Here is a 21,651-nt window from a genome sequence, read left to right as displayed (position 1 = left end):
TCCTTATTCGCTGACTTATTCAATGATATCGCCGCGCAGCAAAAACTTACACACGGCCACAGTGCTGACAAAACCTAACATAGCGATCAGCAAAGCGACTTCGAAATTTAAACTGGTGCCCAGATAAATCCCGTACAGCAGCAGTAGCGCGATGCTATTGATATACATAGTGTCCAGTGCCAACAAACGATCCACCACTGAAGGCCCGCGAATAGCGGCATATAAATTCAGCACCAGCGCCACACCCACCACTACAAAACAACCTTGAAGTATTAAAGTCAGCATTAAAATATCTCCTTTAATGGTGCTTCATAACGTAGTTTCACCTGCTCAATCAGTTGCGCTTCATCCGCTAAATCCAGCACATGCAATAGCAAAAAACGCTGCTCTGCACCTTCTGCATTCAGTGGCAACACATCAGCACTGACTGTGCCTGGTGTTAAAGATACTGTGCTTGCAAGAATGGTAATGGCCAGGTTATCTGTTAAATCCAGTGGCACCATGACAAAAGCAGGCCTTAGCCTTTTGTTCGGGCCAAGCACCAACCGGATCACCTGCAGGTTAGCGATAACAATGTCCCACAGCACCATAAGGCCATAAGTAAAAGCCAGACCCGGTTTTTTAATACCAGGCTGGATCAGGCGGAATTTATGGATAAGCAACGGGATCAACCAGGCCAACAGCAGTCCAAAAAACAGATGGATCAGAGCCACGCTGTTGTTCAGTAACAACCAGACCAGAAACAAAAACAGGCTACGGACAGGGGTTGGCCACCAGTTCTTCAAAGACAGCATCAGAAGGCTCCCGGACTTAGGTTAGCAATTTGCTGTAACTGCACGGCAGCAGCCTGACACCAGGCCGTTAATGGTCCGGCAAACAGGCTTAACAAAGGGCTGGCCAGCACCAAAAGCAGTAAGGCTGTACTACGGCGACCTCCAGCCAGACGGGCTTCGACATCAGAGCCTGACACCTGCCAGAACAGAATGCTACCCGCTCTACTCACAGCAATCAGTAACACCACACTGCTGCCTAATAAAAAGGACCAGTACCACAACATGGCACTACCTTGAGGCACGGCCTGCAACAGTAATAGCTTGCCGATAAAACCAGAAAATGGTGGCATTCCCACTATACTCAGCGCCACGACAATAAAAGCCGTACCAAGTAACACTGGCTGAGCAATTTTTCGGCCATTTACCAGCCGATCGCCAGATTTGCCACGCTGGTTAGCAATCAAATCAGCGAGTAAAAATAAAGCAGCTGTTGCCAGTGTCGAATGCACCAGATAATACAACAGGGCCTGCACGGACTCTGGTGTGCCTAAAGATAAAATAGCGATCAAGGCCCCTACTGATACGATCACCAGGTAGCTGGCCATTTTGCGCAAGTCTTCACTGGCTAACACACCTAACACACCCATCACTATGGTCAGTAAGCCTGTCCACCACAACACAGGGAAAACCCAGCTGGCAACAAAACCTGCATCCTGCAGTACCATAGCAAAAACACGTAATAAACTATAAATGCCCACTTTGGTCATGATGGCAAACAAGGCAGCCACTGCAGGCGAAGCGGAAGAATAGGCATTGCCTAACCAAAAATGCAAAGGCATCACCGCAGCTTTTAAACCAAATACCACCAACAGCAATGCGACTGCCGCCTGCAATAGCTGCAGTTGAGTGTCGGATAAGGTCGCCACTTTGGTGCCTAAGTCCAGCATATTCAAGGTGCCTGACGCACCATAAATCAGCGCCAGTGCAAATAAAAACAAAGCAGAGCCCACCAGATTTAACACTACATAATGCACTGCGGCTTTGGTTTTTGCTTTACCACCGCCATGGATCAGCAAAGAGTAAGAGGCAATCAACAGCACTTCAAAAAATACAAAAAGGTTAAATAAGTCGGCTGTTAAAAAAGCACCGTTGATACCCATCAACTGGAAATGCAATAAAGCGTGGAAAAAAGGACCGTTTTCATCTTCACCGCTGCTGGCATATAAACTGGCAGCTAAAGCCAAAACAGAGGTCAGACACAACATTAAACTGCTGAGCTGATCCAGCAATAAGCTGATGCCAAAAGGCGCAGGCCAGTTGCCCAGCTGATAGAGTTGGGCCGGGCCGTTTGTGCTTTGCATCACCAGCAGCACACTCAACAACACCAATACCGCAGAGCCTCCGACACTTAAAAAGCGGCGTAATAACAGGTTCTGATCAAAAGGCGGCAGCATCGTCAGTAAAGCCACCAGTAAAGGCCAGAGAATGGGCAGAATGATCAGATGGTTCATGATGAAGCCCCTTGTCGGGTATTTTTCGCCACGGGTAACTTGCCGTCGACATGATCATTGCCTAAATCAGCCCGGGCTCTGATAGACAGCACCACCAAAAAAGCTGTCATCGCAAAACCAATGACTATGGCTGTTAAAACTAAAGCCTGTGGTAAAGGGTCCGCATAGTCCTCCGTCGCTTTAAGCACAGCGCCAGCGCCCATCTTTAAGCCACCACTGGCAAAAATGAATAAGTTAACGGCGTAAGACAACATCGTCAGCCCCAGCATCACGGCAAAGGTTCTGGCCCGTAAAATCAAAAACACAGCACTACAGGTTAAAACCCCTATGATGATTGCAACCAGTAATTCCATTAGTTTTGCCCCTCATGCACAGGTCTGTGGTCCGTGGTCATTTTGCCCAGATTGGCCAAAATCATCAGTGTAGACCCCACTACGGTCAGATAAACCCCTAAATCAAAAGCAATAGCGCTGGCCAGCTCAATTTCGCCTAAAAGCGGTAACTGGAAGTAATCAAACCATGAGGTTAAAAAAGGTCGTTCAAACAGCCAACTGGCGACGCCTGTCAGGGCGGAAATCATCACACCTACCGCAACCAGCCTGTGGTATTCCAGAGTAAGCCGCTGTTTTACCCAATCCACGCCTTGAGCCACATACTGCAAAATAATAGCGATCGCCGTGATTAAACCCGCCACAAATCCGCCACCAGGTAAGTTATGACCGCGGAAAAAAATATACACCGATACCAGCAGCGCTAAAGGCAATAAGGCCTGTGACACTACAGCCAGCAGCATAGGATGTTTATCAAGCGCCCATTGCCGTCCTTCTGCGTCTGAACTGGGTTTAAACAAAGGTAAACGGGTTAATAACTTGAAGATCCCTAAAGCGGCAATACCCAATACGGTAATTTCGCCCAAGGTATCAAAACCGCGGAAATCGACCAGAATGACATTAACCACGTTGTAGCCACCGCCGCCCGTTTTGGCATTAGCGAGGAAAAAGTCGGAGATCCGCTGCTGCGGTTCCAGCATCATGGCATAACTTAAACTGCCAATCACCACACCGCAGACAGAGGCGATGGCTCCATCACGGATCAGCCGTCCAGCATTGGATGCTCTGCTGATTTTATGCGGCAGGAAAAACAGCGCCAACATCAGCAACACTATGGTCACCACTTCAACAGACAATTGAGTTAACGCCAGATCCGGTGCTGAAAAACGCACAAAAATTAGCGTCACAACCAGACCGACGATAGAAATCATCACCAAGGCCAATAAACGCTGACGTTGACACAATACGGTTGCAAAAGCGGCGATGATAGCGACCAGCACAGCAGTTAACATCAGTCCATCTACAGGTAACATAGCGTTATGCTGCGTAAACTGGCCCATTTGCTGTAGCGGCCAAATCAGCAGAACTATAACAATCAAGAACATCCACAACAAATAGCGTTGCAACTCAGAAGACTCAAACTTCTGATGCCATTTTTGCGCAGAATTCAGTAATGCTTTTATTTTTTGCTCAAACAACAGCAAAGGGTTCAGCTCTGGCAACTCGGCCTGGAAACGAAACAAGTGTTTGCGGTTCAAGTACAACAAAATACCTAAAGTCATCGCCATCACACTCATCATCAGCGGCAAGTTCACCCCATGCCAAATCGACAAACTGTATTCAGGCAAAGGTCCGCCTAACGCAGCACTGGACGCAACAGCCAGTAAATCTCCCACTACGTACTGCGGAGCTAAACCCACCAAAATACAAAGTGCTACTAAAATTTCGACCGGCACCCTCATATAACGAGGGGGTTCGTGTGGAGTGTGGGGTAAGCCCTTTGGTTGACCATTAAAAAATACGTCATGAATAAAACGGGCGGAATACGCCACAGATAAAGTGGCAGCTAGCGTGGCCAATACAGGGATCAGCCAGGACAAAGCGCCTAATACGTCCTGGTGCAAAGTTTCCGCAAAGAACATTTCTTTGGATAAGAAACCATTGAGTAAAGGCACTCCAGCCATAGATGCAGAAGCCACCATCGCCAGAGTCGCTGTGACGGGCATAAACTGCCAGAGACCGTTCAGTTTACGCATATCCCGCGAACCGGATTCATGGTCGATAATACCGGCGGCCATAAACAACGAGGCCTTAAAAATAGCGTGATTAATGATATGGAAAATAGCCGCCACTGTGGCCAGATCTGTATCTAACCCCAACAGCAGGGTAATCAAACCTAAATGACTAATGGTCGAATAGGCCAGTAAGCCTTTTAAATCGTGCTGGAACAAAGCCAGATAAGCGCCCACCAACAGAGTTGTCATACCGGTAATGGTGACCAGTAAGAACCATAAATCTGAGCCGGCTAATAACGGATACATCCGCGCCAGCAAAAAAATACCGGCTTTGACCATAGTAGCCGAATGCAGATAAGCACTGACTGGGGTTGGAGCCGACATCGCATTAGGCAACCAGAAATGAAACGGAAACTGGGCAGATTTAGTAAAAGCCCCCAACAACACCAGAATTAAAATCACCGGATATAAGCTATGCTGCTGCAACAGATCCGCTTGAGACAATACAACATCCAGCTCAAAACTACCCAACACCTGACCAATCAATAAAATACCGGCCAACAAAGCCAAACCACCAAAGCCAGTGATGGTTAATGCCATACGGGCGCCAACCCGCGCATCGGCTCTGTGCCACCAAAAACTAATGAGTAAGAAGGAACTGATGCTGGTTAGCTCCCAAAATACCCAGAGCTGTATTAAGTTATTCGACAACACTATGCCAAGCATGGCCGTCATAAACAGCATTAAAAAGCCGTAAAAACGCGCCATCGAATCTTTAGCGGCCAGATAATAACGGGCGTATAAAATCACCAGTAAACCAATACCCAGGATCAAAAATACAAACAGCAGCGATAAACCATCCAAACGGAAACTTAAGGACAAGCCCAAAGCTTCGACCCATGGCAATTTATAAAATAAGGTTTCACCGGAAAATACTGCTGGGGCCAGATGCAACACAAGGGCTAATGCAGCAGCAGGTAATACTGCTGTGGCTAAGGTGCTATAGCTACGAGACCAGCGAGCTGTCAGCACTGGCACTAAGGAGCCTATTAAGGGGAACAAAACTAAAAATAGAAGTTCAATCATGTAATTGCGTCCTCTTTGCAGGCTTAATGGCGTTCATTTTCATCAACAAAGAAAACGACCTAAGCAGTGTGGCAAGCAATCAACTTTTTTGCGCCAGACAGAGGGTGAAATACCCTTAAAATTCTATACCCAAAGTAATTGGAGTTGCAGGGAGGCGACAAGTGTGCGAGACCCCAGGAGCATAGTAGTCCTATGTGACTGGGGCGAGAGCACGCAGTCAACAAAGCTGCAGCTTCAAGTAAGAAGGGTATACATGCTGTACTTTATACCTGTCTGACTACGGGCTGTCCAGACGTTCTGGTGGATGACAAGCTGAAGTGGGAAAAACAAAGGATCAGAGGAATACCCCTCTGATCCATAACAACTTAATGTCCTGTCGCTGCTGCTGCGGCAGCCGCTGCGGCATCATAATGATGGATCCAACCCGCTGCATACATCCAATGGGTCACTTCAGGCAGCAAGAAGGTGGTGCACAATAAACCTACTATGGCCAGCACTATAGTGTAAGGCACAGCCATCCATACCATTTTCATATAGGACAAACGAATGAGTGGAGCCAGAGCGCTGGTCAGCAGGAACAAAAACGCAGCCTGACCATTAGGTGTGGCTACACTTGGTAGATTGGTTCCCGCATTAATGGCTATTGCCAGCATTTCAAACTGTTCACGACTGATAGTACCAGCCTGCCATGCGGCTTTGACTTCATTGATGTAGACAGTGCCAACAAAGACGTTGTCACTGACCATGGATAACAAACCATTGGCCAAAAACAGCACTGCCATTTGTTCCTGGCCATCAAAGGTCAGCACAAAATCAATCACAGGTTTAAATAAATGCTGGTCGATAATGACGGCGACCACAGCAAAAAACACCACCAATAAAGAGGTAAAAGGTAAAGCCTCCTGAAAGGCTTTGCCAATAGCATGCTCATCTGTCACACCACAGAAAGTAGTGGCCAGAATAATCACCATTAAGCCTATTAAACCAACAGAGGCCAAATGCAGGCTTAAACAGATAATCAGTAAAATGGCGATAATGCTTTGCACCCATAATTTACTGATATCAGAGGCCGTCATACGTTCAGTCTGGTAGTTGTCATAAGCAATCAATACGTCCTGTACAGCGACTGGCAAACGCACACCAAAATCAAATAAACGGAATTTTTCCAGCACTATAGTTGTCAGTAAACCCGCGATAAGCACTGGAACACTGATTGCAGCCATACGTAAAGCAAACTCGCCGAACCCCCAACCTACAGCTTCAGCAATAATCAGGTTTTGCGGCTCGCCGACCATAGTGGATACGCCACCTAAGGCAGTACCTACACCAGCATGCATCAACAAGTTACGTAAAAAACCACGAAATGCATCTAAGTCAGCGCGGGACAGTTCAGCAACGTCAGTATCTTCATTGTGGTTATGTGGGTCAGGGAACTTTTTGCCTGAGGATATTTTGTGGTAAATCGCATAAAAGCCTATACCTACGGCAATAATCACAGCAACTACTGTTAACGCATCTAAAAAGGCAGATAAAAACGCGGCCATGCAGACAAAGGCCAACGACAAATTGGTTTTTGAACGCACCCGGATCAACAGCTTGGTAAAGACAAACAACAGCAGGTCTTTAACAAAGTGAATACCTGCCACCATAAAGACCAGCAGCAAAATTACTTCGATATTCACTTCAATTTCATGCATCACCTTAGTGGTACTGGTCATGCCCATCACTATGGCCTGCAACACCAATAAGCCACCAGGCTGCAATGGATAACATTTCAGCGCCATTGCCAGAGTGAAAATAAATTCAACCACTAAAGCCCAACCCGCTATATAGGGGTTTTGCAAAAACAGAATGGGGTTAATAAAAAGAAAAGCGATGATACTTAGTTTGTACCAGTTTGGCGCCTGCCCGAGAAAGTTATTGTACAAGGCCAAAGCCATGCCTGATGGTTTCATAGTGTTTACCCAAATTCGAATTGTTGCATGTTGGATTTATGTTTTGTTATTTACCATAGTTCAATTCTGTGTAAAGGTGATGACAATTAGCACAGAAATTATCAGGTAGTTCAGTTTGTTATACCTAGAGCACCCGTTTTTGTCCAGACAGATTACGGTGGCAATGAGACTAAAGGAATAAATAAAAGACCAGCACCAGAGTCGTCACTTTATTTTGCTAAAAACCAACTTTTGCTGATGAAAACAGGATGTAACCAACATAAAGCAAAGAAAAAAACAAAAAAACACAAAATTCGCAGTGTACTGAGTTGTCACTCTGCAAAAAAGTGAGTAAAACATCTGTGCTTGTTTGAACTTTATTCACAAAAACAAAAATATCAGCTTAACTTAATTGAAGTAATTACTGCAGGAATTCATTATGGCAATACTCAACGTTGCACAAGTCGCCGCCTTTTTAGGTATTCAGGAAATCCGCGTCGAGCGTCTGGCCCGCGAAAACCTGTTGGTTGCCAATGGCAAAGATGAACAAGGCAAACCTGTGTTTGATGAGGAAGATGTAAAACGCTACAAGATTCTGGCCGAGCGATTAGGCGGTCTGTAACCTTTTAGTTCTGAATAAGCCGCAGTAAAAGCTGGTAACAGTCTGCTGCGGCTTGTTTGTATCTGGGATCCTGATTTTCTAATTCTTCCTGCCAGTACCATAACCAGCAAAAACCCGAATACACCACTTTAGCCAAAGCGACTTTTTCCAATAACTGCACACTGCAGGATGCGCCCCTGGAGGCTCTGTAACTATCCAGTAGTTGCTGTTGCTCAGTGTCAGATAAATCAAACTGTACTATCAATGCCACTAAATCAAAGACCACATCCGCCAACTGGCAGTACTCAAAATCAATCAACCATAACTTTTGCTGCCACAGCAACATATTCTGCGCATGCAAATCCATATGGCATAGGCCAACGTCGGCCTGAAAATACTGCAGATCACGGGCAGCAGTGATCAAAGGCCCCCAGATTTTTTCTGCATCAGCTGTCCAGTGCGGCTCCAGCTGTTTTTTCAGTTGTTGTAAGTAAAGCCAGGGATCGAGCACAGCAGTTTGCACAGGCAACTGATGTAAAGTCGCCAGCTTTTGCGCTAAGACGGACAGGTTCTGCCGGATATAAACACCTGAAGGAGCTTGAGCATCAGGCAAAAACTCAGTGATCAGCATCCGCTGATGATTGTTCAGACACAAAGGCGCCGGCGCCAGTCCAGCGGCGGCTGCTGCATGCTGGCAACGTAACTCCTGTTGCCTGCATACACCCAATACAGAAGGACCATAATGCCGTAACACATAATGTCCCCTGTCGGTTTGCACCTGATAGGAGCTGGTTCTTTTGCCTTGGGTAAGTTGCTTGAGCAGCACAGCCTTGTGATCAGCAAAAAACTCCAGCTGTTGGCATAAATGCCAGATCACGCGGGATGAGTCTGCTGTTGTTGCTGATAGCTGCTGCGCCATACAAAAAATCCGATCAAGGCAATGATGGTATAGAGTACAAAAAGTGCCGTCGTAAAATACAGATGTTTTTGTATATAAACATAAATACAGACGGCATCGATCACCACCCAGTACAACCAGTTAGACACCACTTTGCGCGCCACCAGATAAGTGGTCATCACACTAAAAGCTGTGGTTTGTGCATCTATGTAAGCAAAATCAGCGTGAGTGTACTGGCTCATCAGATAACCCAATATCAATCCAGCTATAGCTGTGCCGCCAATTAAGTTCAGATGAGTACTGGCTGACCATTCGGTCATACCCGATTGCCCTGCTGGTAATTGCTGTTTCTGCTGACGCCAGCTGTACCAGCCATACAACGCCATACCGGCATAATACAGCTGCAGCAACGCATCGGATAACAGTGCCGAATGCCACATTATATGGGTGTATAACAGGGTGCTGAGCAAAGCTGCTGGCCAGCACCATAAACTTTGCCGCATCGCCAGCAGCACATAAGCCAGCGCTGACAAAGTCGCCGCCAGTTCCAGCTGAGTCAAAGTTTGCCAGCCGCTAAACAGCTGCCACCAGGATTCCGTCATGGCCGTAAATCACCGTGCAGAAACTTCACCACAAACACGACTTTGCCATAAGTTTCAAAAGACCAGCGAATGCCTTGCTGCAACAACGCCATCACTTCGTCGTAATCGCCAAAGACTTGCGTACTCAGCGTATTGGTGATCACCAGCACATTAGGGTTAGTATTTAACAGTTCAATAAAACCTTTGATAGGTTCTATGTAATCACTGGTGAGTGGGTACTTACTGATTTCAATAGATAATTTCATCAAAAATTCCTTAAACTGTGATTAAAACTGGTAGCTGGCTGTCACACCTATACGGCGTGGTTCACCCAATTGTTCATAGGTATGAGGCTCGTAGCCATCACGCGGGTCGTTACCAAAGTAAAAGCCCCGCACGCCGTAGTCTTCATCCAGCGCATTACGACTCCAGAGCGCCAGTTGCACGTCATCCCACTGGTACTGCAGGCGTAAATTCACTAAATGCATTTGCTCTGAGCGGGAATCGTGGCTGTCGGAGTAATAAAACGCGGCTTTACTCTGCACGCCCAGATTAAAACTCAAGTCAGAGGTCAGTAACCACTCACTGTTGACACTGTATTGATACTTTGGCGCATGAGCCTGATCGCGGCCAGTCTTATCTACGCCCTCTTCCGTGACAAAACCACGGATTTCACTGTCAAGCCAGGCTGCATTGGCAAACAAAGTCCAGCTGTCCGTCAGTTGAATCCGGCTTTCCACTTCCAGCCCATGATTACGGCCAGATGCTGCGTTATCAATAAAACCAATAAAGGACTGGTCACGGGTGACCCAACTATTGACCTGCATCTCATCACGCCACATGGCAAATAAAGCCACCCGACTGACGATCTTCTGATCAGCGGAACTGCCTTTGACACCAAACTCGGCATTCCATAAAGTTTCAGGTGAAAAATTGGCTTTGCTGTTTAAATAATCTGCCAGTTCATCCAGACCACTGCCCTGCGCTTTACCCAGAGCTTCACCATTAACGCCACCCGCTTTGTAACCCCTTGACCCCAACAAATAAAGGCTTGTTGAATCGGTAAGCGCTAAACTTAAACTCAGTTTGCCGCCCCACATCAGCTCGTCGTTTTGCTGAGCTATGCCATTGCTGTCGCTGTATTCGTCGTCATAACGTTCAGCACGGGCGCCAGAGGTTAAACTCCAGCCATCCCCTAAATCGCTGGTCCACTCACCAAATAACGCCAGGTTCTGGCGTTTAAAATCACTGAAAAACTGCGCAGCCTGCCATAGATCCCAGTTCCAGAATTGGCGTTCTAAATCAGTTTGCTGACCACTGGCATACCAGCCGGCAACCCAATTCGCCTGCTCTTTGCCTAAAAAACGCTGTTCCAGACTCCACTGATCACGCTGCCGTAAATACCTGTCTGTTGTGGCATAGCCATCAGGGTGAATACCTTCATAACTCCAGTCTTCGTCAAAGCCATAGTCGGTATCTGCGGTCAGGCCGCTGAGTTGCGTATAGACATTAGCCCAACTTAACCCCTGGTAATCCGCTTTGATAGCTAAAGCTCGGCTTTGTTGCTCATCTTGCCCTGGTTTATCCGATAAGGTGGTGCGGTTGCGATCTAAAGAAAACACATCGTAGCCATTATTGATATCACGGTAATGGCCAATAAAATCCAGCGTCAGATCGGTGGTCGCCAGATAACGCAGCGCAGCGCGGGCTGAGGTTTCGTCAATATTGTTGGTATCGTCACGATTGAGAAAGCTGTTGTCGATAAAGCCATCTGAGCTTTGATGATCAGCAGCCACACGATAAGCCCACTGCTGGTTGATCGCATTGCTGTAAGCGCCGCTTAGCTGGTAGCTATCGTAGTTAGCCAATGTAGAACTTAACTGGCCTTCACCTTCAAAGCTCGGAGCATTAGAAGTTAAATTCAACATACCGGCCATGGCATTGGCACCAAAGCGTGTGGCTTCAGGGCCGCGGAATATCTCTACTTGCTGCACATCAGCCAAAGAGCTGACACCTAAAGCTGAATAATCAATGCCATCAATCAGCACACCCACCGAAGGATTGATGCTGTCGACAAACTCACTGCGCTCGCCTATGCCGCGAATTTGTAAAAAACGGCCACGGGACGCACCAGCTGAAAAGTTTACGTTGGCTGCTTGTTGCAACAAATCATCTAAATGCTGGGCGTTCTGACGACTGATATCCTGCTGACTCAATACCAGAATACTACCAGGCAGCTTTTGTAACTGCTGCTGCCTAAAATCGCCTTGCACCAGAATACGCTCTACAGCCTGTTCGGACGCAGGGTTTTCTTCAGCACTCACAGTTGTGGATAAAGCGGCCAGAATGGCCAGGGATAAATAAGAAACTCGAGACATATGATTCTACTCCACATCGAAAAGTAGGATCACCAAAGCAAAAGGAATACAGAAGTACCATCCCTCCGCCGGTATGATCCGGATCAGGTTCGAAGGGTTCGCGTTTGACGGCGTCTCAGCTAAAAGCACCCCTTGGTTCGCGGCGGAGTGTAACGGCTTTTTTTCAGACAGGCAATTGCCAGATCTACACCTTTATGCAGATCTGGCTTACGAATTAAACCAAAGCAGGTAAATACCAGCTGGCAATAGAGAAATAAATCACTACACCAGCCACGTCGGCGATAGAGGTGATCAGAGGTCCGCTGGCGGTTGCCGGGTCCATACCAAAACGGCTGAGTAAAAAGGGTAAAGACAAACCCACTAAACTGCCAACCAATACCACTATCATCATAGTGGCAGCGACCACCAGCGCTATATCCAGCCCGCCACGCCAATAGCCCAGCGCATACACAGCAACAGCCATAGTGATCCCCAATAAACCGGCCACCAGCACTTCTTTACCCAGCATCTTGCCCCAGTGGCGTAATTTAATATCGCCAGTGGCTAAAGCCCGCACCATCAAAGTACCAGACTGAGCACCGGCATTACCGCTGCTTGCAATCAATAACGGCAGGAAAAACAGCAAGGCTATATGATCAGAAATAATTTGCTCAAAAGCAGCTAAACCAGCGCCTGAGAAAATATTGCCAAACACCAGCACCACCAGCCACACCACTCGTTTGCGATATAACAGGCTGATTTTGGCATCTCTGACACTGCCTTCCAGCTTGCCGATAGTGGCTGTTTTGTGAAAATCCTCAGTGGCTTCGGCCGCTGCTACGTCCATCGCGTCATCGTGGGTGACAATACCAACTAACTGCCCTTGCGCATTGACCACAGGAATAGCAATTAAGTCGTACTTAGCCACCAGTGACGCAACTTCTTCCTGTGCTGTATCAACATGAACGTGAATAGGATCGTGTTTCATCACGTCATCGACCAGCGCATAAGCTGGCGCCAGAATCAGCTCACGTAACGACAAAGCGCCAATCAAAATACGGTCTTGATCCACCACATAAGACAGGTAAATGGTTTCTTTATCCGGCGCTTCGTTTCTCAACACTTCAATGGCTTGAGTGGCGGTTAAGTCCGGCGACAACATAGCGTAATCCGAACTCATAATGGCGCCAGCCGTGCCTTCTGAATAAGCCGACAAGCTTAATACATCATCACGCTCAGCCTGAGCTAAAGCGGGTAACAAAGCTTGTTTTTGTGCATCAGACAACTTATTAAATAAATCGGCTCGTTCGTCAGACGACATCTGACGAATCACAGGAGTAAAATCCTGACGACTGACGTTATGCGCTAGTTCAACCTGCTGATATTCAGGTAAATAGCTAAATACTTCAGCTTGTGTGCTTAACGGAAAACAACTCAATAGTTGCCACTGATGTTCCGTGGAAAATTCAGCCAAAGCACCGGCTAAGTCGGCTGCGTGAGTATCAGCCAAACGAATATGCAATACAGAGAAATCACCGCTCTCCAGAGCAGCACGTAATGTATGGATCAGAACTAAGGGTTCCATGTTTTCACCTCGAACTACGGGCCGTAGTCGCAAGGTTCAGACAAACCAGCGGTCTACAGCAAAACTACAGGGTTAAGTTGTATGTCAGGCCAGGCCTGTGACTGGGTACGTCCATAAAAACGGAACTCTCCTATGCAAATGGGAAGGAATATCGGCTTAACTTATTGCTGATACAGCGAAAAACGAGCATCATTTTACTCCTGTAACCACTTAACCTCAACTTAATAACGGTTATAAGTGCGTGATTTAGTTCAGGCTATACCCGAACGTCAAAAGGACACAACATGTTTGCTGAAAATCAGGCTTTATGGTGGCAACCTCAAACGCTGCTGAATGAACAAAGCTGTAAAATTCAGCTGGGGCCTTTACAGATTTTTTTACAACGTAAGGCGGGCGAATGGCGACTCGCAACAGAGCTGCTGACGCAGGCAGAACACCAGCATGTGGAATCACAGCTGCTGGCTCAATGGCCACAACATCAATTGGCAAACCGTTTTGTATTTGAAAACGAACCACTGCAGTTTTGTCTGAAACCTGTGTTGGCCGATCGGCCTGTGGTGGTTAAAACTCATCAGCCCGTTTATGTGCCGCCTGGCGAACAAGTCACCTTTTATATCAGTAGTCCGGTCAGTATTCGTATTGAATTACAGCAACCCGCTTTATTGTTGCAGGAAGTACAAAGTCAGCGCTTATCCGACACCTGGTTTGGTCCCAATACCCAGGTAGGCGAACTCTGTTATGCCGATAAAACTCAGGCCAGACACAGCAAAGAAGAACTGCCAAGACGGGTGCACAAAGCTGTTACCCCTGTCACAGTGAAAAACAACTCCAGCCAGATGATGAGTATCGAAAAACTCAGCTTACCTGTGCCTTATCTGTCCTTGTATGGTCTTGCCGACGGCAGCTTGTGGACAGATCAAGTGCTATTGGATCATCATGACGACGCCGAGCTGAGTCGATTACAAATCAGTAAAAAAATGCCCGCAGGTTCAGACGGCGCAGAGCGTTTAGCCAAACCCCGCTTGGTTATGGAAAAACATGGCTTATTCCGTGCTTTTAGTGATTTATTTGCTCATGCCGCAAGCAGAGGTTCTTTATGATTGACCTGATCATTAACTATTTAGATTCCGACAAGTTTTTCTCTTTGCTGCAGGCAGGCCTGTTGTTTATTGTTGGCTTTTTAGCTGCCAGTTTGTTATCGCGTGCTATCTACAAAGTATGCTTAAAACGTTTTAGCCCGCATCACGCCAGCTTAAGTCGTCGCCTGGTGTACTGGCTGGTATTGGCCTTGTTTATTGCCAGCGGTTTAAAGCAGTTAGGTTTTAACTTAGGTGTATTACTCGGCGCTGCCGGGGTGTTGTCTGTTGCTATCGGCTTTGCGTCTCAAACCTCAGTGTCGAACCTGATCAGTGGCTTATTTTTAATTGGCGAACGGCCTTTTCAGATTGGCGATACTATTCAGGTGGGAAATACTACAGGTGAAATTCTGTCCATCGACCTGCTTTCCATTAAATTGCGCACTTTTGATAACCTTTTTGTCCGTATTCCCAACGAAAGCCTGATTAAAACCGAAGTGACCAACTTAACCCGCTTTCCTATCCGTCGGCTGGATCTGAAAATTGGCGTGGCCTACAAAGAAAATATCAGTCAGGTTCGGCAAGTATTGCTGCAGGTGGCTGAACAAAATCCACTAAGTCTGGATGAACCAGTTCCTGTATTTCAGTTTTTAAGTTTTGCCGAGTCGTCGCTGGATTTGCAATTTTCTGTCTGGACCAGGAAAGAAAACTACAGAGAATTGCGCACCTCGTTACTGGAAGAAATTAAGCTGGCCTTTGACCAACAAGGCATTGATCTACCATTTCCACAGCGGGAGCTAAGCCTGAGCCAAAGTACCCTGACTTTATTACGGAATGAGCAACAGCAAAAAATCCAGGGGGTAGCGGACAAGGCCTGAAAGATGATCTGAGCCTTTTTCCTGCCTTCTGCAGAAAATTGTGTCATGATAAAACTCAATCAACAAGAATGGATGTTGTAGTGTTGAGAATGCCGAAGATGTATAGCCTTAGTTTACTGAAGCCGCTAACAGCAGCTGTAGCAGTATTATTGCTTAGTCTAAGTAACACAACTCAGGCCTCAGAGTTGTGTTCTTCGGTGGAAAATAAAGCTGATTTTAGTGCCTATCAGGGACAAACTATTAAAGAAGTGCGTTTTGTCCGCAACGATGTATTTGATTTAGAGCAACCTAATACCTACTGGTTCCACCGCTTAGCCAACCGTACTCATATCATCACCACTGAAGCGACCTTGCAGGAAGATGTGTTATTTAAAACCGGTGATGCGCTTGACGCTGCCAGTCTGGCAGAAACCGAACGTTTGCTAAGAACACGGGGTTATTTGCGTAAAGTCGAAGTACGGGTGACTCAACAATGCCCGGATCAACAAGTGATAGTGACCATTACCAGCTGGGATAACTGGTCGCTTTTACCCAAAATATCAGCCAGCCGGGAAGGCGGAGAAAGCCGTTCCACTTTTGGTTTGGCCGAAGACAACCTGTTCGGATCGGGTAACCAAATCAACCTCGATTATGAACACGACAGCGAACGCACCAGCTACTTACTGAATTTCAGCTCTCCTAATATGTTTGGCAGCCACTGGGGTTTAAATACCCGCTACGCTGACAAATCCGATGGTGAATCCTATTTAATTGCGGTAGAAAAACCTTTTTATCGCCTGAATGCGCCCTGGTCTTTTGCCCTGACTCTGGATCAGGACAGTCAGGATATTAACGAATACCTGCTGGGCGACGAAGCCAACGAATTCCAGAAACAAAAAAGGTTCTTTGATATTCAGGGTGGTTTGAAAGTATCTGCTGCTGATAACTGGGTACAACGTGTTTTTGTTGGCGCTACCCACAACGAAGTACAGTTTGAAGAAACACCGGACACCTTGTTTGGTACTCCGGTAAAACGGGATTTGTCACAGTTTTGGCTGGCCTGGCAGTACTTGCAGTCTGATTACCGGCAGATGTTTAATATCTACCAGTTTAACCGGGTAGAAGACATCAACTTAGGCTGGCAGGCTGATGTAAAACTGGCTTATCTGGCGCCTATGCTCGGCGCTGACGACCAAGGCTGGCAAGTCACAGCGTCAGCCTATAAAGCCACAGAATTAACAGCAGATAACTATTTGCTGACCTCAGCCTCAGCCAGTCAGCTGGAACAGGCTGACCTCAGCCAAACCTTAATAAAAAGCCATATGTTGTGGATCCATAAGTTTGACCCGCAGCATAGTCTGGTCGGTCAGCTGACTTACCAATATGGCAATGATTTATTTCGTGATGAGCGTTTGAGTTTAGGCGGCGACACAGGTTTAAGAGCTTTCCCTTTGTATTATCAAACAGGTGAACGCCTGGCGCTGGCCACCATGGAATACCGCTATTACAGCAACTTATCCATAGCGCAGATTTTTGATGTAGGCTACGCCACTTTTGCTGATATGGGCCGCACCTGGGGTGACAACCCGGATTTACCTGGCAGTTCAGGCGATCAAACCTTATATGGCATAGGTGCCGGCATACGTTTGCTGTCGAGCCACAGCAGCCGCGGCACCATGATCCATATCGACCTGACCAAAGCTTATGGCGGCGATGACGATTTATCTGGCGTGGAATGGCGTGTACTGGCCAAACAGAGTTTCTAGTCTTCGCCCTGACAAGCCGGACAATAGACGGTGCTGCGCTGACCTAAACGTATCTCTTTTAATTCAGTCTGACAGCTGAAACATTCCTCACCGCCACGACCATAAACCAGGAGTTGCTGGGCAAAATAGCCCGGCTTGCCATCGGTTTGGCTGAAGTCTTTTAAAGTAGTACCGCCCTGAGTGATGGCTTTGGCCAAAATTTGTTTCACCACCTGCACCAGCAGTTCAGCTTTTTCCGCGCTGAGTTGATTCGCTGGCATTTTTGGATGAATACCAGCCTGAAACAAAGCTTCATTGGCATAGATATTACCCACACCAACCACCACATGATTATCCATCAACACCAGTTTGATGGCGCTACTGCGTTTTTGACAAGCGGTCAGCAACATAGCGGCATGGAAATCCCCCAGCAAAGGCTCAGGCCCTAAGTTCGCCATCAGGGTATGCATTGTGTCTTTTGGCTGCCACAGCACAGCACCAAAACGTCTGGTATCGTTTAAGCGCAGCACTAAACCATTACTCAAATAAATATCCACATGGTCATGTTTCCCCGCTGGCGTCACTGCAGGCACCACTTTCAGATGACCTGACATGCCCAGGTGGATAATCAATTCGCCATCTGGCAAATGGATCAGCAGGTATTTCGCCCTTCTTGTTACATCAAGCACAGGCTGCTGGCTAATCTGCAGCACTTCATCCGGAATCAACCAGCGCAGCTGGCGTTGCCGCACCACCACTTTTTCAATACGTTGCTGCTGTAAATGGGGGCTAATGCCTAAACGGGAGACTTCTACTTCTGGTAATTCTGGCATAACACCCTCAACGTAAAACGGCTGGAAATAACAACTCGGCATGATCTGGTGGCAAGCGATACCACAGATCCGTGTCTACAGCTTTTAACCAATAATACTCACCCGCCTGATACAACTGCCATTGCTGCTGCGCAGGTTTGCCAGTCAGCCAGACTGACACTTCGGTCACAAGCACTGGATTGATTGGATTCAATGGAGATTGTTCTGGCAAAGTCGCTTGTTGCCAATGCTGCAGTAAAACCGTTAATTGCTCTTCAGTCAGTAAAGCAGGTTGTGAACGCCAATTTGGCCCTGCCCGCTCAATCTGATGCTGTGGAAAATGCAAAGCTAATAAAGTCTGGCTTGCAGAAATAAGTTGTGGCTGAGGCTCGTTACGCGCTTGTTTTAAGTATTCAGGCAAACCAATAAACAGGGCGACTAAAATCACCACTGTGTAAATCATAACGTTATTCCAGCCTTTTTGACTTAAACGGATCATAAAGATAAAAACCGAGGCAGAAGAAAAACAGCAGTGTAAACCAGAGACAGGCGGAACAACCAGAAAAACGTAACAGGAAAGAATTTACTGTAGATATAACAAAATCGTAAGGAACGATTTTCACTCACATCGTCCATGATGTTCGCCTTCGGCAGCTTACGCTGTGCAAAATAGCTGTCCTGCTATTTTGTGAACAATTTTACTTAATAGTTCTCGAAACGTTTTATACAGACGTAAAAAACAAAAACCCGACTTGCGTCGGGTTTTTTAAGTTCAATTACTTGATTTTCGCTTCTTTGAAAATCACGTGCTTACGCACTTTAGGATCGAACTTTTTGATTTCCATTTTTTCCGGCATGGTGCGTTTGTTCTTCGTAGTTGTATAGAAGAAGCCAGTACCAGCAGAAGAAACTAAACGAATTTTATCGCGCATAATTTAATTCCTTAAACCTTCTGACCTTTAGCACGCAGATCGGCTAAAACAGTATCGATGCCATTTTTGTCGATAATACGCATACCACGAGTGGAGATACGTAAAGTCACAAAACGGTTTTCGCTTTCAACCCAGAAACGGTGAGTTTGCAGGTTAGGCAGGAAACGGCGCTTAGTTGCGTTGTTGGCGTGTGAACGACGGTTACCTACCATCGGACCCTTACCAGTGATTTGGCACACTCTAGACATGTCAATGTTTCTCCAAAATTACTTCAGCTCGAGCTTCGTTCATCCTTCTGGCCAAGAAGAATGCCCCGGATTTCTGAAAGGGCGCAATTTATACACGAAAGCCTGATCAAATTCAAGCAAATCTGTACGGTTCAGGCGATCGTTTGCACATCCAAACTTCAGACCTTTATAGCCAGCCGCGTTCGGCAAAGGAAATAACCTCTGCATCACCTACCACAAAATGATCCAGCAACTTAATGTCGACAAGAGACATGGCTTGAGTCAGGCGTTCCGTTATAACCCGATCGGCACGGCTCGGCTCTGCAACTCCGGATGGATGATTGTGAGCCAAAATAACGGCGGCGGCATTATGCGCTAAAGCACTCTGAACTACAATACGCGGATACACAGGAGATGCATCAATAGTGCCGAAAAATAACGGCTCGGCGCAAATTAGCCGGTGTTGGCTGTCTAAATACAGCAACATAAAAACTTCACGTTTTTGCGAAGCTAAACTTTGTTGCAGATAACGCTTCACCAAAGCAGGTTCAGTAAAGACAGTATCACGCTGCATGCTTTGCACCAGGTAGCGCCTGCTTAGCTCCATAACCGCCTGTAATTGCACATATTTTGCCTGACCTAAACCGTGACCTTTGCAAAAGTCCGCCTGACTGGCTGCTAATAAAGGCCGAAGGCCACCAAACTGATGCAATAAAGTGCGGGACAATTCCACCGCATCCATACCAGCCACACCAGTACGTAAAAAAATAGCCAGCAATTCGCCGTCCGATAAATGTTCTGCGCCATGCGCCAGCAGTTTTTCTCTTGGCCTTTCACCTTCAGGCCAGCTTTTGATACTCATCTTCGCCTCCTTGAGTTTTTGTTTTCCTTCATCTTTCCGTGTTATCTTAACGCCAACTTAACCACTTTTTGCTGCGACAGACATGGCACTATTACTGGCAGGAAAACGCATTTTATTAGGCATTAGCGGCGGTATTGCCGCTTACAAAAGTGCCGATTTAATTCGCCGTTTAAAAGAACGTGGCGCTGAAGTACGGGTGATTCAAACCGACGCAGCGCGCGAATTTATTACGCCTTTAACTTTGCAGGCCTTATCCGGCAATCCGGTGGCCAACAGCTTGCTCGACCCAGCTGCTGAAGCCGCTATGGGCCATATTGAGCTGGCCAAATGGGCCGATTTATTACTCATAGCCCCAGCTTCGGCTGATTTAATTGCCCGCTTGGCTCATGGTCTGGCCAACGACCTGTTGAGCACTTGTGTGCTGGCAACTGATGCCCCAGTGGCTGTGGCTCCTGCTATGAATCAGCAGATGTATAAAAATATAGCCACCAAACATAATATAGATACATTAAAGACACGTAATTTTTACATCTGGGGCCCGGCAGCAGGCGAACAAGCTTGTGGTGATGTCGGTATGGGCCGGATGTTAGAACCTTTGCAGTTGGTGGATTTAGTACTTGAGCATTTTGCGCCGCGAGTTCAGCCTTTAACCGGCGTATCGCTGGTGATTACCGCTGGCCCTACCCGCGAACCGATAGACCCTGTGCGTTATATCTCCAATCACAGCTCGGGCAAGATGGGTTTTGCATTAGCTGAAGCCGCTGTGCAATTGGGTGCACAGGTCACTTTAATTGCAGGACCAGTGCAGCTTAAGACTCCTGATCAGGTAAAACGTATTGATGTGGTCACAGCAGATCAGATGTATCAGGTCGCATTAGAACAGGCGACCAGCGCAAGCATCTTTATTGGCTGCGCGGCTGTAGCTGATTATAAAGTGGCTCAGATTGCAGAACAGAAACTGAAAAAAACCAGCGACGACAGCACCAGCCTGACCTTAGTGAAAAACCCGGACATTATTGCCGCTGTGGCCGCATTAAAGTCACAACGTCCTTTTACTGTAGGTTTTGCTGCTGAAACTCAGGATGTCGCCAATTATGCCCGCCAGAAACTGGCGAAGAAAAAACTGGATCTGATTTGCGCTAACGACGTATCTCTATCGAACCAGGGCTTTAACAGCGAACAAAATGCTCTCACTGTATTTTGGGCTGACGGCGAACAGCAGTTTGGCTTACAACCCAAAACAGAGCTGGCACACCAACTTCTTTTATTGATTAACGAGCGTTATCTGCATGAAAAAAGCCATTGATTTAAAAATTCTCGACCCACGTATCGGCACTGAATTCCCATTACCGGCTTATGCCACACCGGGTAGCGCTGGTTTAGATTTACGGGCTTGTCTGGATGCAGAAGTACAACTGGCCCCAGGCCAAACCACGCTGATCCCAACAGGTTTGGCTATTCATATTGGTGACGCAAATTTATGCGCCACTATACTGCCACGCTCTGGTTTAGGTCATAAACACGGCATAGTGCTGGGTAACTTAGTGGGTTTAATCGACTCGGATTATCAGGGCCAGCTGATGGTGTCTATGTGGAACCGTTCGCAGGAACACTTCACTATTAACCCGGGCGATCGCATCGCTCAGCTGGTGTTTATGCCGGTAGTGCAGGCAGAATTGAACATAGTTTCAGATTTTGACGCTTCAGACAGAGGCGAAGGTGGATTTGGTCACTCTGGCCGGCAGTAAT

General features: G+C 47.0%; 22 protein-coding genes and 1 riboswitch. Of the genes, 6 read left to right on the top strand and 16 right to left on the bottom strand.

Annotated features, from left to right (window positions below; all coding sequences use genetic code 11):
- Positions 1-15 precede the first annotated feature (15 nt).
- The 6 genes from LSG34_RS03800 to nhaB form a co-directional block, all read right to left on the bottom strand.
- Entirely contained in the window at positions 16-285 is a 270-nt protein-coding gene (locus LSG34_RS03800; RefSeq protein WP_233007492.1) for a K+/H+ antiporter subunit F, read from the bottom strand.
- The gene (locus LSG34_RS03795; RefSeq protein WP_233007491.1) at positions 285-794 is read right to left on the bottom strand and encodes a Na+/H+ antiporter subunit E; all 510 of its coding nucleotides are present in this window, start codon (positions 792-794) and stop codon (positions 285-287) included. The genes LSG34_RS03800 and LSG34_RS03795 overlap by 1 nt, the downstream gene beginning before the upstream one ends.
- Complete coding sequence (locus LSG34_RS03790; protein ID WP_233007490.1) at positions 794-2,284, bottom strand: monovalent cation/H+ antiporter subunit D; 1,491 nt, start codon at positions 2,282-2,284, stop codon at positions 794-796. Before LSG34_RS03790 ends, LSG34_RS03795 begins: the two co-directional genes overlap by 1 nt.
- A complete protein-coding gene (locus LSG34_RS03785) occupies positions 2,281-2,637 on the bottom strand; it encodes a Na+/H+ antiporter subunit C (RefSeq protein WP_053425803.1) in 357 nt (118 codons plus the stop codon). Before LSG34_RS03785 ends, LSG34_RS03790 begins: the two co-directional genes overlap by 4 nt.
- Complete coding sequence (locus LSG34_RS03780; protein ID WP_233007489.1) at positions 2,637-5,435, bottom strand: monovalent cation/H+ antiporter subunit A; 2,799 nt, start codon at positions 5,433-5,435, stop codon at positions 2,637-2,639. Before LSG34_RS03780 ends, LSG34_RS03785 begins: the two co-directional genes overlap by 1 nt.
- A gap of 365 nt (positions 5,436-5,800) precedes the next feature.
- A complete protein-coding gene (gene nhaB, locus LSG34_RS03775) occupies positions 5,801-7,390 on the bottom strand; it encodes a sodium/proton antiporter NhaB (protein ID WP_233007488.1) in 1,590 nt (529 codons plus the stop codon).
- A gap of 418 nt (positions 7,391-7,808) precedes the next feature.
- On the opposite strand from nhaB, the gene LSG34_RS03770 reads away from it, so the two are divergent.
- Positions 7,809-7,991 carry a helix-turn-helix domain-containing protein gene (locus LSG34_RS03770; protein ID WP_233007487.1) on the top strand — a complete coding sequence of 61 codons (183 nt, stop codon included), beginning with the start codon at positions 7,809-7,811 and terminating at the stop codon, positions 7,989-7,991.
- A gap of 4 nt (positions 7,992-7,995) precedes the next feature.
- On the opposite strand, the gene LSG34_RS03765 is transcribed toward LSG34_RS03770, so the two are convergent.
- The 5 genes from LSG34_RS03765 to mgtE form a co-directional block, all read right to left on the bottom strand.
- Positions 7,996-8,889 (bottom strand): phosphotransferase, encoded by an 894-nt coding sequence (locus tag LSG34_RS03765; RefSeq protein ID WP_233007486.1) that lies wholly within the window; start codon positions 8,887-8,889, stop codon positions 7,996-7,998.
- On the bottom strand, positions 8,844-9,470 hold the full coding sequence (gene pnuC, locus LSG34_RS03760) for a nicotinamide riboside transporter PnuC (RefSeq protein WP_233007485.1): 627 nt from the start codon (positions 9,468-9,470) through the stop codon (positions 8,844-8,846). Before pnuC ends, LSG34_RS03765 begins: the two co-directional genes overlap by 46 nt.
- Positions 9,467-9,715: a YkoF family thiamine/hydroxymethylpyrimidine-binding protein gene (locus LSG34_RS03755; RefSeq protein WP_046520436.1), complete on the bottom strand. Its 249-nt coding sequence runs from the start codon at positions 9,713-9,715 to the stop codon at positions 9,467-9,469. The genes pnuC and LSG34_RS03755 overlap by 4 nt, the downstream gene beginning before the upstream one ends.
- Before the next feature lie 21 nt (positions 9,716-9,736).
- Complete coding sequence (locus LSG34_RS03750; RefSeq protein WP_233007484.1) at positions 9,737-11,827, bottom strand: TonB-dependent receptor; 2,091 nt, start codon at positions 11,825-11,827, stop codon at positions 9,737-9,739.
- Positions 11,828-11,870: 43 nt separating this feature from the next.
- Positions 11,871-11,970, bottom strand: a riboswitch (TPP riboswitch).
- A gap of 71 nt (positions 11,971-12,041) precedes the next feature.
- Positions 12,042-13,391, bottom strand: a complete 1,350-nt coding sequence (gene mgtE, locus LSG34_RS03745) for a magnesium transporter (RefSeq protein ID WP_233007483.1) — start codon at positions 13,389-13,391, stop codon at positions 12,042-12,044.
- A 284-nt stretch (positions 13,392-13,675) separates the two neighbouring features.
- On the opposite strand from mgtE, the gene LSG34_RS03740 reads away from it, so the two are divergent.
- From LSG34_RS03740 to LSG34_RS03730, 3 genes are all read left to right on the top strand, one after another.
- On the top strand, positions 13,676-14,491 hold the full coding sequence (locus tag LSG34_RS03740) for a DUF432 domain-containing protein (RefSeq protein ID WP_233007482.1): 816 nt from the start codon (positions 13,676-13,678) through the stop codon (positions 14,489-14,491).
- Positions 14,488-15,345 (top strand): mechanosensitive ion channel family protein, encoded by an 858-nt coding sequence (locus tag LSG34_RS03735; protein WP_233007481.1) that lies wholly within the window; start codon positions 14,488-14,490, stop codon positions 15,343-15,345. Before LSG34_RS03740 ends, LSG34_RS03735 begins: the two co-directional genes overlap by 4 nt.
- A 98-nt stretch (positions 15,346-15,443) precedes the next feature.
- On the top strand, positions 15,444-17,090 hold the full coding sequence (locus LSG34_RS03730) for a BamA/TamA family outer membrane protein (RefSeq protein WP_233007480.1): 1,647 nt from the start codon (positions 15,444-15,446) through the stop codon (positions 17,088-17,090).
- Here the strand turns inward: LSG34_RS03730 and mutM are convergent.
- The 5 genes from mutM to radC form a co-directional block, all read right to left on the bottom strand.
- On the bottom strand, positions 17,087-17,902 hold the full coding sequence (gene mutM, locus LSG34_RS03725) for a bifunctional DNA-formamidopyrimidine glycosylase/DNA-(apurinic or apyrimidinic site) lyase (RefSeq protein WP_233007479.1): 816 nt from the start codon (positions 17,900-17,902) through the stop codon (positions 17,087-17,089). The two genes, LSG34_RS03730 and mutM, sit on opposite strands and share 4 nt — an antisense overlap.
- Before the next feature lie 7 nt (positions 17,903-17,909).
- A complete protein-coding gene (locus LSG34_RS03720) occupies positions 17,910-18,380 on the bottom strand; it encodes a hypothetical protein (protein ID WP_233007477.1) in 471 nt (156 codons plus the stop codon).
- A 277-nt stretch (positions 18,381-18,657) separates the two neighbouring features.
- A complete protein-coding gene (gene rpmG / locus LSG34_RS03715; RefSeq protein ID WP_008219722.1) occupies positions 18,658-18,813 on the bottom strand; it encodes a 50S ribosomal protein L33 in 156 nt (51 codons plus the stop codon).
- Positions 18,814-18,824: 11 nt separating this feature from the next.
- Positions 18,825-19,061, bottom strand: coding sequence for a 50S ribosomal protein L28 (gene rpmB / locus LSG34_RS03710; RefSeq protein ID WP_008899984.1), 237 nt, complete (start codon positions 19,059-19,061; stop codon positions 18,825-18,827).
- A gap of 166 nt (positions 19,062-19,227) precedes the next feature.
- On the bottom strand, positions 19,228-19,902 hold the full coding sequence (gene radC / locus LSG34_RS03705; RefSeq protein WP_127019791.1) for a RadC family protein: 675 nt from the start codon (positions 19,900-19,902) through the stop codon (positions 19,228-19,230).
- An 82-nt stretch (positions 19,903-19,984) separates the two neighbouring features.
- Between radC and coaBC the strand changes: the two genes are divergently transcribed.
- Both coaBC and dut read left to right on the top strand, forming a co-directional pair.
- The gene (gene coaBC / locus LSG34_RS03700; protein ID WP_233007475.1) at positions 19,985-21,208 is read left to right on the top strand and encodes a bifunctional phosphopantothenoylcysteine decarboxylase/phosphopantothenate--cysteine ligase CoaBC; all 1,224 of its coding nucleotides are present in this window, start codon (positions 19,985-19,987) and stop codon (positions 21,206-21,208) included.
- On the top strand, positions 21,192-21,650 hold the full coding sequence (gene dut, locus LSG34_RS03695; protein WP_233007468.1) for a dUTP diphosphatase: 459 nt from the start codon (positions 21,192-21,194) through the stop codon (positions 21,648-21,650). Before coaBC ends, dut begins: the two co-directional genes overlap by 17 nt.
- Position 21,651 lies beyond the last annotated feature (1 nt).

The sequence above is a fragment of the Rheinheimera faecalis genome (assembly GCF_021290965.1).
Lineage (GTDB): Bacteria > Pseudomonadota > Gammaproteobacteria > Enterobacterales > Alteromonadaceae > Pararheinheimera > Pararheinheimera faecalis.
Note: the sequence above shows the minus strand (reverse complement) of the source record. Positions and strands in the feature narration are given on the sequence as shown.